The following is a 12113-nucleotide window of genomic DNA, read 5'->3' on the forward strand; positions in this document are numbered from 1 at the left end:
CCCGCACACCTGACGCGACCGCATGCCCGGGGCGACCGCCTGCCCGGGACGCGGCTCGCCCCGCCGCGCCGCGTGGGGCGCTCACCTGAGGGGGGCAACGCCCTATTGCACATATCCAGTTGACGTGTCAACCCGTCACGGGGGCGCTCCGGGAGGTCCGTATTCTCTGATCATGCCCGCACCCGCCGCCTATGCGCCCCCCTCCCGCACGCTCCCCGCGTACGCCCTGATCGCCACGGACCTGGACGGCACGCTCCTGCGCGACGACGACACCGTCTCCGCCCGCACCCGTGCGGCACTGGGGGCGGTGGCGCGGTCCGGCGCACGGCACCTGGTGGTGACCGGCCGGCCCGCGCCGCGGGTACGCGACCTGCTGGCCGGCATCGGCGGCGGTTTCGCGGTGTGCGGCCAGGGCGCGCAGCTCTACGACGCGGACCGGGACCGGCTGGTGTGGTCGATGACCCTGGACCGGGAGCTGGCGGAGACGGCCCTCGGCAAGATCGAGGCCGAGGTGGGCCAGGTGTACGCGGCCGTCGACCAGGACGGCGTCCAGGGGCTCACGCTGATCGAGCCGGGCTACCGGATGGCGCGGCCCACGCTCCCCGCGGAGCGGGTCGGCCGCCGGAGCGACCTGTGGGAGCGGCCGATCACCAAGGTCCTGCTGTCCCACCCGGAGCTCACCGACGACGAGCTGACCGCGGTGGCGGCCTCGGCGGTCGGCTCGCTGGCCACCGCGACGATGTCCGGCCCCGGGACGGTGGAGCTGCAGCCGCACGGGGTCACCAAGGCCACCGGGCTGGCCATGGCCGCGTCGCGCCTCGGCCTGGGCCCGCAGGACGCCGTCGCCTTCGGTGACATGCCGAACGACGTCCCGATGTTCCGCTGGGCGGCCCACGGGGTGGCCATGGCCAACGCGCACCCGGAGCTGAAGGCGGTCGCCGACGAGGTCACCACGACGAACGAGGACGACGGCGTGGCCGTCGTCCTCGAGCGGTTGTTCCCCTGAGGGGAGCGGGGTTCAGTAGGCGCTGTTGACGTTGTCGATCGAGCCGTAGCGGTCGGCGGCGTAGTTGCACGCCGCGACGATGTTGGCGACCGGGTCGAACGGCGAGGTGTCGGTGCCCTCGACGTGGTAGGCGTCGAAGGTGGGGTCGATCACCTGCAGCAGGCCCTTGGAGGGGATGCCGTTGATCGCGTTGATGTCCCAGTCGTTGATGGCGAGCGGGTTGCCCGAGGACTCGCGCATCACGTTGCGGTGGATGCCCTCGTAGGTACCCGGGATGCCGTGCTTCGCCATGACGGCGAGGGCCTCGCGGATCCAGCCGTCGAGGCTGTCCGTGGTGGCGGCCAGGTGGGTGACCTTGTTGCCCGGGGCGACGGCGACCGAGGTCTGCGCGGTGGGGGTCTCGGCGGCCCAGGCGCCGGTGGCGCCCACGATCGGCGCGGCGACGACGGCCGCGGCGACGGCGAGGGCCGACGCGGTACGGGTGAGACGGGACATGCGTTCTTCCTCTCCGGCGCCTGCGAGGTGAGCTGTCGGATTCGGGCCAGAAAGGCTGCCCGGCCCGCCGCCCGATGGGACGGCAGGCTTCACCCCTAGCCGTCCCGGAGGCGCGCTCTCGCGCGCTCCGGTCCGGCGGTGTACCTGGGTCCCCCGCTCCTGCCGTGCGTGGAATGGGTCTGTGGGGTGCGGGCGGCGGCAGGATTCGGCGTTCCGCCCGGCTGGCGCGAAACGTATGCGAGAGCGGATATCCGAAACAAGTACGATCTCCGTGGATCATGATGGTTGATCATGATTGAGGGCGATTCGTCCACCGGGGCCGCACCGGGGCCCACCTCTCAACCGCCGCTGCTCGCGGGCGACTTCGGGCCATTGGACCCCGTCCGTCCACCGCGCGCCCCTGTGGTCCATGTCACGGATCGGCCGACGATCACATAAACCGACTTAAGAGGTCACCAATCCGGCAATCTCCCCTCAAACGGACAGGGCGTCTCCGGCCATCTGGCGGGTGGGGGCTGTCGGTGATCCAAACCCGACCGGATACGCTGAGTGGGGTGATGGCAATGACCTATCGACAAGCCGTGTGATCGTCAGCACACACCAGCAGACAGGAGACCCCTCGTGACCGTGGTCGGGCCGTTCGGGCTGAGGGTTCGGGACCAGGCGCTGGAGACCGCCGTCCAGGCAGGTATGGCGGCCGTCGAGGAAGGTCTGCTCGAAGCCACCAAGAGCGAGGTCCCGTTCATCACCGAGGCCGCTCAGCACCTCGTGAAGGCGGGCGGCAAGCGGTTCCGTCCGTTGCTCGTCATGCTCGCCGCGCAGTTCGGCGATCCGGACGCGCCGGGGATCGTTCCCTCGGCCGTCGTCGTCGAGCTCACCCACCTCGCCACGCTGTACCACGACGACGTGATGGACGAGGCCGAGGTCCGCCGCGGCGTGCCCAGCGCCAACAGCCGCTGGGACAACTCGGTGGCGGTGCTCACCGGCGACTTCCTCTTCGCCCGTGCCTCGCACATCCTGGCCGACCTCGGCCCGGAGGCGGTGCGGGTGCAGGCCGAGGCGTTCGAGCGCCTGGTCACCGGGCAGATCCTGGAGACCGCCGGCCCGTCCGCCGGGCGTTCCCCCATCGACCACTACCTGGACGTGCTGGCCGGCAAGACCGGCTCGCTGGTCGCCGTCGCCTGCCGCTTCGGCGCGATGATGTCCGGCGCCGACCACCAGGTCGTGGACGTGCTCACGCAGTACGGCGAGCGGCTGGGCGTGGCCTTCCAACTGGCCGACGACGTCCTGGACGTCGCCTCCGACTCCTCCGACTCCGGCAAGACCCCCGGCACCGACCTGCGCGAGGGCATCCCCACGCTGCCGGTGCTGCGGCTGCGCGAGCGGGTGGAGCGGCTGGGGCTGCCCGAGGACGTCGCCCTGTGCGCGCTGCTGGACTCCGACCTGTCGGACGAGGCGCGCCTGGCCGAGGCGGTCGCCCGGCTGCGGGAGCACCCCGCGCTGGAGGACGCCCGGGCGGACACCGTCCGCTACGCGCAGGAGGCCCGTGCCGCGCTGGCCCCGCTGCCGGAGTGCGAGGCCAGGACGGCCCTCATGCACCTCTGCGACGCCGTGGTGCACCGCGCGGGCTGACCCCGCGCCCCGCCCCCGCACCGCACGCCGAAGGCCCGGCTCCCCCCGAGGGAACCGGGCCTTCGGCGTCGCACGGACGCCCGTCGCCGGGACGCCGTCGTCGGACCGCCCGTCGCCGGGACGCCCCTCGCCGGGACGCCCCTCGTCGGGACGCCCCGGCTCAGCGGACGAAGATCCCCGCCTGGCTCGCCAGGTCCAGGAAGTACTGCGGCGCCACGCCCAGCACGACGGTGACCGCCGCGCCGACCGCGATCGCCGCGGTCGTCAGCGGCGACGCCACCGCGACCGTCGGCCCGTCCGGCTTGGGCTCGCTGAAGAACATCAGCACGATCACCCGGATGTAGAAGAACGCCGCGACCGCGGACGACAGCACACCGACCACCACCAGCGGGGCCGCGCCGCCCTCCGCCGCCGCCTTGAAGACGGCGAACTTCCCCGCGAACCCGGAGGTCAGCGGAATGCCCGCGAAGGCCAGCAGGAAGACCGCGAACACCGCCGCCACCAGTGGCGAACGCCGCCCGAGACCCGCCCACTTGGACAAGTGGGTGGCCTCGCCGCCCGCGTCGCGCACCAGCGTCACTACGGCGAAGGCGCCGACGGTGACGAAGGAGTACGCGGCCAGGTAGAAGAGGACCGAGGAGATCCCCTCCGGCTTCGCCGCGATCACACCGGCCAGGATGAACCCGGCGTGCGCGATGGAGGAGTAGGCCAGCAGCCGCTTGATGTCGGTCTGCGTGATGGCGACGATCGCGCCGATCACCATGGTGACCGCGGCCACGCCCCACATCACCGGCCGCCAGTCCCAGCGCAGCCCCGGCAGCACCACGTACAGCAGCCGCAGCAGCGCGCCGAAGGCCGCCACCTTGGTCGCCGCCGCCATGAAGCCGGTCACCGGGGTCGGAGCGCCCTGGTAGACGTCCGGGGTCCACATGTGGAACGGCACCGCGCCCACCTTGAAGAGCAGACCCATCGTCACCAGCGCGGCGCCCAGGAGCAGCAGCACGTCGTTGCCCATGGTGCCGGCCAGCGCCGGGCTGACCTCGCCGACCGTGCCCTCGACGACCTGGGCGATCCGGCCGTAGGCGACCGAGCCGGAGTAGCCGTAGAGCAGCGCGATGCCGAAGAGGGTGAACGCGGAGGCGAAGGCGCCCAGCAGGAAGTACTTGACCGCGGCCTCCTGCGACAGCAGCCGCTTGCGGCGGGCCAGTGCGCAGAGCAGGTACAGCGGGAGGGAGAAGACCTCCAGCGCGATGAACAGGGTCAGCAGATCGTTGGCGGCCGGGAAGACCAGCATGCCGCCGACCGCGAAGAGCAGCAGCGGGAACACCTCGGTGGTGGTGAAGCCGGCCTTCACGGCCGCCTTCTCGCTGTCGCTGCCGGGCACCGACGCCGCCTGCGCGGCGAAGGAGTCCACCCGGTTGCCGTGCGCCTCCGGGTCGAGCCGGCGCTCGGCGAAGGTGAACATCGCGACCAGACCGACCAGCATGATCACGCCCTGCAGGAACAGCGCGGGCCCGTCGACCGCGATCGCGCCCTCGGCGGCGATGCCCGCCCGGGTGGTCGCGTACCCGCCCACCGCGAGCGCCACCACGGCGGCGAAGCCCGCGGTGAGCGCGACGGCGGAGAGGAAGAGCTGCGCGTAGTAGCGGGCCCGGCGCGGCACGAAGGCCTCCACCAGGATGCCCAGTACCGCCGCGCCGATGACGATCAGCACCGGCGACAGCTGCGCGTACTCGATCGTCGGGGCCGGAATCTTGGCGATCGACCCGTCCGCGGGGGCGGCCAGGTCTGTCCACAGGCCGTGGACGGCTGATGCGCTCACTTGGCCGCCTCCACCTCGGGCTCGGGGTCGTGCTGCTGCACGTCGGACATGGTGTGCCGGACCGCCGGGTTGACGAGGTCCGTGAGGGGCTGCGGATAGACGCCCAGGAAGATCAGCAGGGCGATCAGCGGGGCCGCGACCGCGAGTTCACGCACCCGCAGGTCGGGCAGCTTGGCGACCTCGGGCCTGACCGGCCCGGTCATGGTCCGCTGGTAGAGCACCAGCGTGTACAGCGCGGCCAGCACGATGCCGAAGGTGGCGATGATGCCGACCACCGGGTAGCGGGCGAAGGCGCCCACCAGCACCAGGAACTCGCTGACGAACGGGGCGAGTCCGGGCAGCGACAGGGTGGCCAGGCCGCCGATCAGGAAGGTGCCGGCGAGCACCGGGGCCACCTTCTGCACGCCGCCGTAGTCGGCGATCAGGCGCGAGCCGCGGCGGGAGATCAGGAAGCCGGCCACCAGCATCAGCGCCGCCGTCGAGATCCCGTGGTTGACCATGTACAGCGTCGCGCCGGACTGGCCCTGGCTGGTCATCACGAAGACGCCCAGGATGATGAAGCCGAAGTGCGAGATGGAGGCGTACGCCACCAGCCGCTTGATGTCCCGCTGGCCGACCGCGAGCAGCGCGCCGTAGACGATGCTGATCAGCGCCAGCACCAGCACCACCGGGGTGGCCCACTTGCTGGCCTCGGGGAAGAGTCCGAGGCAGAAGCGGAGCATCGCGAAGGTGCCGACCTTGTCGACCACGGCGGTGATCAGCACCGCGACCGGGGCGGTGGCCTCACCCATGGCGTTGGGCAGCCAGGTGTGCAGCGGCCACAGCGGGGCCTTGACGGCGAAGGCGAGGAAGAAGCCGAGGAACAGCAGCCGCTCGGTGTTCGTCCCCATCGTCAGCTCGCCGTCGGCGCGGGCGGCCAGGATGTCCGGCAGCGAGAAGCTGCCCGCGGCCACGTAGAGCCCGATCACCGCGGCCAGCATGATCAGACCGCCGGCCAGGTTGTAGAGCAGGAACTTGACCGCCGCGTACGACCGCTGGGTGGCGGCCGCCTCCTCGCCGCCCTGGTGGGCGCGGTCCCCGAAGCCGCCGATGAGGAAGTACATCGGGATGAGCATGGCTTCGAAGAAGATGTAGAAGAGGAAGACGTCGGTGGCCTCGAAGGAGAGGATCACCATCGCCTCGACCATCAGGATCAGCGCGAAGAAGCCCTGGGTGGGGCGCCAGCGCTTGCTCTGGGTCTCCAGAGGGTCGGCATCGTGCCAGCCGGCCAGGACGATGAACGGGATCAGCACCGCGGTCAGCAGCGTGAGCGCCACCCCGATGCCGTCCACGCCGAGCTCGTAGCGGACCCCGAAGGCCGGGATCCAGTCGTAGCTCTCGGTCAGCTGGAACCGCGCGCCGCCCGGGTCGAAGCGCACCGCGACCAGGACGGCCAGGGCCAGCGTGCCCAGCGAGACGAGCAGCGCCAGCCACTTGGCGGCCTCGCGCCGCGCGGCGGGGACGGCAGCGGTGGCGACCGCCCCGAGGGCGGGCAGCACCGCGGTCGCCGTCAGCAGGGGAAAGCTCATGTCAGACCGCCCTCATCAGCAGGGTCGCGGCGACCAGGACCGCCGTACCGCCGAACATCGAGACCGCGTAGGACCGCGCGAAGCCGTTCTGCAGCCTGCGCATCCGGGAGGAGAGCCCGCCCACCGAGGCCGCGGTGCCGTTGACCACTCCGTCGACCAGGGTGTGGTCGACGTAGACCAGGGAGCGGGTGAGGTGCTCGCCGCCGCGGACCAGGACCACGTGGTTGAAGTCGTCCTGGAGCAGGTCGCGGCGGGCCGCCCGGGTGAGCAGCGAGCCGCGCGGGGCGACGGCCGGGACCGGGCGGCGGCCGTACTGCAGCCAGGCCAGGCCGACGCCGAGCACCATCACGGTGACGGTGGCGACGGTGACGACCCACGCGGCGACCGGCGGGTGCCCGTGCGCGAAGGAGGTGACCGGCTCCAGCCAGTGCACGAACCGCTCGCCGATGCCGAAGAAGGCGCCGGCGAAGACCGAGCCGAAGGCCAGCACGATCATCGGCACGGTCATCACCTTCGGCGACTCGTGCGGGTGCGGCACCCCGCCGTGTCCCGCGGCCGGCTCCACGTCGGGAGCGTCCGGGGACTGAGCCGGCTGGTTGCGCCACCGCTCCTCGCCGAAGAAGGTCATCAGCATCACGCGCGTCATGTAGAACGCGGTGATCCCGGCGCCCAGCAGGGCCACCCCGCCCAGGATCCAGCCCTGGACGCCGCCCTTGGCGAAGGCCGCCTCGATGATCAGGTCCTTGGAGAAGAACCCGGACAGGCCCGGGAAGCCGATGATCGCCAGGTAGCCGAGGCCGAAGGTCACGAAGGTGACCGGCATGTACTTCCGCAGGCCGCCGTACTTGCGCATGTCGACCTCGTCGTTCATGCCGTGCATCACGGAGCCCGCGCCGAGGAAGAGCCCGGCCTTGAAGAAGCCGTGCGTCACCAGGTGCATGATGGCGAAGGCGTAACCGATCGGGCCGAGGCCCGCGGCCAGCACCATGTAGCCGATCTGCGACATCGTCGAGCCGGCCAGCGCCTTCTTGATGTCGTCCTTGGCGCAACCGACGATCGCACCGAAGAGCAGCGTGACCGCGCCGACGATGGTGACCACCAGCTGCGCGTCCGGCGTCGCGTTGAAGATCGCGCCGGAGCGGACGATCAGGTAGACGCCCGCGGTGACCATGGTCGCCGCGTGGATCAGGGCCGAGACCGGGGTCGGGCCCTCCATCGCGTCGCCCAGCCAGGACTGCAGCGGCACCTGGGCCGACTTGCCGCAGGCGGCCAGCAGCAGCATCAGCGCGATCGCGGTGAGCGTGCCCTCGCCCGTCTTGCCCACGGAGTCGAGCACCGGGGTGAACGCGAAGGTGCCGAAGGTGGTGAACATCAGCATGATCGCGATGGACAGGCCCATGTCGCCGACCCGGTTGACCAGGAATGCCTTCTTGGCGGCGGTGGCCGCGCTGGGCTTGTGCTGCCAGAAGCCGATCAGCAGGTAGGACGCGAGACCCACGCCCTCCCAGCCGACGTACAGCAGCAGGTAGTTGTCGGCGAGCACCAGGATCAGCATCGCCGCGAGGAACAGGTTGAGGTAGCCGAAGAACCGGCGGCGGCGCTCGTCGTGCTCCATGTACCCGATCGAGTACACGTGGATGAGCGAGCCGACGCCGGTGATCAGCAGGACGAAGGTGATGGACAGCTGGTCCAGCCGGAACGCCACGTCCGCCTGGAAGCCCTCGACCGGGATCCAGCTGTACAGGTGCTGGACCAGGGTGCGGTCCTCCGCGCCCCGGCCCAGCAGGCCGGCGAAGAGGACGGCGCCGAGGACGAAGGAGACGGCGGCCAGGGCGGTGCCGATCCAGTGGCCGGCCTTGTCCAGCCTCCGGCCGCCGCACAGCAGGACGGCCGCTCCGAGCAGAGGCGCCGCGATCAGCAGCGCGATCATGTTCTCCACGTCTGCGACCCCTTAGAGCTTCATCAGTCGAGCGTCGTCGACCGAGGCCGAGTGGCGGGTACGGAAGAGCGACACGATGATCGCGAGCCCGACCACGACCTCCGCGGCGGCGACGACCATCGTGAAGAACGCGATGATCTGGCCGTCGAGGTTGCCGTGCATCCGGGAGAAGGCGATCAGGGAGAGGTTGCAGGCGTTGAGCATCAGCTCGATGCACATGAACACCACGATGGCGTTCCGCCGCACCAGCACTCCGGTGGCTCCGATGGTGAAGAGCAGAGCCGCGAGATAGAGGTAGTTGACCGGGTTCACTGCTGGGCCTCCTCCGCCCGCGTCAGCTCCGTGGACCCGCCGCGGCGCGGCCGGGGCTCCAGGGGGTCGCGCTCGAGGCGCTCGTTGGAGCGCTGCTCCAGCGCCCGCAGGTCCGCGATGGCCTGGCTGGAGACGTCACGGATCTGGCCGCGTTCGCGCAGCGTGGCGCTGACGGTGAGATCGGACGGGGTGCCGTCGGGCAGCAGGCCCGCGACGTCCACCGCGTTGTGCCTGGCGTAGACGCCGGGGGCGGGCAGCGGCGGGATGTACTCGCCCTTGCGGATGCGCTCCTCGGCCATCTCCCTCTGGGTCTTGGCCCGCTCGGTGCGCTCCCGGTGGGTGAGCACCATCGCACCGACCGCCGCGGTGATCAGCAGCGCGCCGGTGATCTCGAAGGCGAAGACGTACTTGCCGAACAGCAGGGCGGCGAGGCCCTGGATGTTGCCGCCGGAGTTGGCGGCGGCCAGGCCCTCGAACTCGGTGATGGTCGCGTTGCCGATCCCGCCGATCAGCAGGACCCCGAAGCCGAGACCGCAGAGCAGGGCGAGCCAGCGCTGGCCCCGGATGGTCTCCTTCAGCGAGTCCGCCGCCGTGACGCCGACCAGCATGACCACGAACAGGAAGAGCATCATGATCGCGCCGGTGTAGACGACGATCTGCACGATGCCCAGGAAGTACGCGCCGTTGGCCAGGTAGAACACGGCGAGCACGATCATCGTGCCGGCCAGGCTGAGCGCGCTGTGCACCGCCCTCTTCAGGAAGACCGTGCCCAGGGCGCCGAGCACCGCGACCGTGCCGAGGATCCAGAACTGCACGGCCTCGCCGGTGGAGGTGGTGTACGCGGCGACGGTGTTCACGCCCCCACCTCCTGCTGGGCGGTGGGCTGCACGTCCGCGTCCTGGGTGGCCTCTTCCGGGGTCTCCCCCTGGGAGACCGCGACCTGCCGGACCGTGCCGGGGGCGGCCTCGGTGACCAGACCCCGGTAGTAGTCCTGCTCGTCGGTGCCCGGGAAGATCGAGTGGGGCGTGTCGACCATGCCCTCCTCCAGCCCGGCCAGCAGCTGTTCCTTGGTGTAGATCAGGTTCTGCCGGGTCAGGTCGGCGAGCTCGAACTCGTTGGTCATCGTCAGCGCCCGGGTGGGGCACGCCTCGATGCACAGGCCGCAGAGAATGCAGCGCGCGTAGTTGATCTGGTAGACGCGGCCGTACCGCTCGCCGGGCGAGTAGCGCTCCTCGTCGGTGTTGTCCGCGCCCTCGACGTAGATCGCGTCGGCGGGACAGGCCCAGGCGCACAGCTCGCAGCCGACGCACTTCTCCAGGCCGTCCGGATGGCGGTTGAGCTGGTGCCGTCCGTGGAACCGCGGAGCGGTGGTCTTCTTCTGCTCCGGGTACTGCTCGGTCAGCCGCTTCTTGAACATGGCCTTGAAGGTCACGCCGAAACCGGCCACCGGGTTCATGAACCCCGGCTTGGTGTCGGCCGCGCTCTGCTGTGCCGCGGCCTTCTGTGCCAGGCCCTTGTCCGCCGCGGCCTTCTCGACCGGGGCGTTGTGTTCGTCAGCCATCGGACGCCTCCTTTCCCTGCAGAGATCCGTCACGGGGTCCGTCGCCGTGGGTGTCCGGGCCGCCGCTGGCCACGAGTTCGCGCTCGGAGCGCGAACGGCGCCGCGGCACCGGCGGCAGCTCCTGGCCCGGCAGCGGGGGCACCGGGAAGCCGCCGGCCATCGGGTCGAACGCGGCCGGCTCGGCGGCGTCCTCCCCCTGGGCCGGCGCGCGGCGCTCGCGCAACATGTCCACGACCAGGGAGACCAGCAACAGGGCGATGATCGCCCCGGCCACGTAGAGGGCGATGTCGGTGAAGCCGTAGCCCTCGTTGCGCAGCGCCCGCATGGTGGCGACCACCATCAGCCACACCACCGAGACCGGGATGAGGACCTTCCAGCCGAGCTTCATCAGCTGGTCGTAGCGGACGCGGGGCAGCGAGCCGCGCAGCCAGATGAAGAAGAACAGCAGCAACTGGACCTTGACGACGAACCAGAGCATCGGCCACCAGCCGTGGTTCGCGCCCTCCCAGAAGGTGCTGATGGGGTACGGGGCCCGCCAGCCGCCCAGGAAGAGCGTGGTGGCGACCGCCGAGACCGTCACCATGTTCACGTACTCGGCGAGCATGAACATCGCGAACTTGATCGACGAGTACTCGGTGTTGAAGCCGCCGACCAGGTCGCCCTCGGACTCGGGCATGTCGAACGGCGCCCGGTTGGTCTCGCCGACCATGGTCACGATGTAGAGGACGAAGGAGACCGGCAGCAGCACGATGAACCAGCGGTTCTCCTGCTGGGCGACGATCTCCGAGGTCGACATCGACCCGGAGTAGAGGAACACCGAGGCGAAGGCCGCGCCCATGGCGATCTCGTAGGAGATCATCTGCGCGCAGGAGCGCAGGCCGCCCAGGAGCGGGTAGGTGGAGCCGGAGCTCCAGCCGGCCAGCACGATGCCGTAGATGCCGACCGAGGCCACCGCGAGGATGTAGAGCATCGCGATCGGCAGGTCGGTCAGCTGCATCGTGGTGCGCTGCCCGAAGATGGAGACCTCGTTGCCCGGCGGGCCGAACGGGATCACCGCGATGGCCATGAAGGCGGGGATCGCGGCGACGATCGGCGCCAGGACGTACACCACCTTGTCGGCCCGGCGGACGATCACGTCCTCCTTGAGCATCAGCTTCATGCCGTCGGCCAGGGACTGGAGGAGTCCCCAGGGGCCGTGCCGGTTCGGGCCGATGCGCAGCTGCATCCAGGCGACGACCTTGCGCTCCCAGACGATGGCGAACAGCACCGTCACCATCAGGAACGCGAAGCAGAAGACGGCCTTGACGACGACCAGCCACCAGGGGTCCTGGCCGAACATCGAGAGGTCTTCGGCGGCAAGACGCGTCAGGTTCGGGTTCACGCTTCGGCCTCCTCGGCGGTACCGGGGGCCTCGGCGGCGAGGGTCGCCGGGCCGACGCGGACCAGGGCGCCGGGCAGCGCCCCGGTGTCGGAGGCGACGCCGCCCCCGGTGGAGTTGAGCGGCAGCCACACCACCCGGTCGGGCATCGCGGTCACCGTCAGCGGCAGCGCGACGCTGCCGGCCGGGCCGGTCACCTCGACCACGTCGCCGTCCTTGACGCCCGCCTCGGCGGCGGTGGCGGCGGAGAGCCGCGCGGTGGCCGCGTGACGGGTGCCGGCCAGGGCGTCGTCGCCCTGCTGCAGGACGCCCAGGTCGAGCAGGAGCCGGTGTCCGGCGAGGACCGCCTCGCCCGCGGCGGGGCGGGGCAGGTCGGCGGGGACGGCGGCCGGGCCCTCGG

11 protein-coding genes and 1 riboswitch are annotated in these 12113 nt (G+C 71.0%); of the genes, 2 read left to right on the top strand and 9 right to left on the bottom strand.

Features of this window, described 5'->3' with window-relative positions; all coding sequences use genetic code 11:
* Positions 1-172: 172 nt before the first annotated feature.
* On the top strand, positions 173-1006 hold the full coding sequence (locus ACOV8S_RS17680; protein ID WP_448318725.1) for an HAD family hydrolase: 834 nt from the start codon (positions 173-175) through the stop codon (positions 1004-1006).
* A 12-nt stretch (positions 1007-1018) separates the two neighbouring features.
* On the opposite strand, the gene ACOV8S_RS17685 is transcribed toward ACOV8S_RS17680, so the two are convergent.
* The gene (locus ACOV8S_RS17685; RefSeq protein ID WP_448318726.1) at positions 1019-1501 is read right to left on the bottom strand and encodes a transglycosylase SLT domain-containing protein; all 483 of its coding nucleotides are present in this window, start codon (positions 1499-1501) and stop codon (positions 1019-1021) included.
* 2 nt (positions 1502-1503) lie between these two features.
* Positions 1504-1691: riboswitch (cyclic di-AMP (ydaO/yuaA leader) on the bottom strand.
* Positions 1692-2122: 431 nt separating this feature from the next.
* On the opposite strand from ACOV8S_RS17685, the gene ACOV8S_RS17690 reads away from it, so the two are divergent.
* Positions 2123-3133 (top strand): polyprenyl synthetase family protein, encoded by a 1011-nt coding sequence (locus tag ACOV8S_RS17690; RefSeq protein WP_448318727.1) that lies wholly within the window; start codon positions 2123-2125, stop codon positions 3131-3133.
* Positions 3134-3293: 160 nt separating this feature from the next.
* Here ACOV8S_RS17690 and nuoN read toward each other — a convergent pair whose 3' ends face one another.
* The 8 genes from nuoN to ACOV8S_RS17730 form a co-directional block, all read right to left on the bottom strand.
* Complete coding sequence (gene nuoN / locus ACOV8S_RS17695; protein ID WP_448318729.1) at positions 3294-4955, bottom strand: NADH-quinone oxidoreductase subunit NuoN; 1662 nt, start codon at positions 4953-4955, stop codon at positions 3294-3296.
* Positions 4952-6523: an NADH-quinone oxidoreductase subunit M gene (locus ACOV8S_RS17700; RefSeq protein WP_448318731.1), complete on the bottom strand. Its 1572-nt coding sequence runs from the start codon at positions 6521-6523 to the stop codon at positions 4952-4954. Before ACOV8S_RS17700 ends, nuoN begins: the two co-directional genes overlap by 4 nt.
* Position 6524: 1 nt before the next feature.
* Positions 6525-8462, bottom strand: coding sequence for an NADH-quinone oxidoreductase subunit L (gene nuoL, locus ACOV8S_RS17705; RefSeq protein ID WP_448318732.1), 1938 nt, complete (start codon positions 8460-8462; stop codon positions 6525-6527).
* Between the two features lie 12 nt (positions 8463-8474).
* A complete protein-coding gene (gene nuoK / locus ACOV8S_RS17710) occupies positions 8475-8774 on the bottom strand; it encodes an NADH-quinone oxidoreductase subunit NuoK (protein WP_108954875.1) in 300 nt (99 codons plus the stop codon).
* A complete protein-coding gene (locus ACOV8S_RS17715) occupies positions 8771-9631 on the bottom strand; it encodes an NADH-quinone oxidoreductase subunit J (protein ID WP_448318734.1) in 861 nt (286 codons plus the stop codon). The genes nuoK and ACOV8S_RS17715 overlap by 4 nt, the downstream gene beginning before the upstream one ends.
* Positions 9628-10335, bottom strand: a complete 708-nt coding sequence (gene nuoI / locus ACOV8S_RS17720; protein WP_448318735.1) for an NADH-quinone oxidoreductase subunit NuoI — start codon at positions 10333-10335, stop codon at positions 9628-9630. Before nuoI ends, ACOV8S_RS17715 begins: the two co-directional genes overlap by 4 nt.
* Positions 10328-11674: an NADH-quinone oxidoreductase subunit NuoH gene (nuoH, locus tag ACOV8S_RS17725; protein WP_448318900.1), complete on the bottom strand. Its 1347-nt coding sequence runs from the start codon at positions 11672-11674 to the stop codon at positions 10328-10330. The genes nuoI and nuoH overlap by 8 nt, the downstream gene beginning before the upstream one ends.
* Before the next feature lie 38 nt (positions 11675-11712).
* A partial coding sequence (locus ACOV8S_RS17730; RefSeq protein WP_448318737.1) for a molybdopterin dinucleotide binding domain-containing protein occupies positions 11713-12113 on the bottom strand: 401 nt, incomplete at its 5' end.

Source organism: Streptomyces sp. CO7, assembly GCF_053474865.1.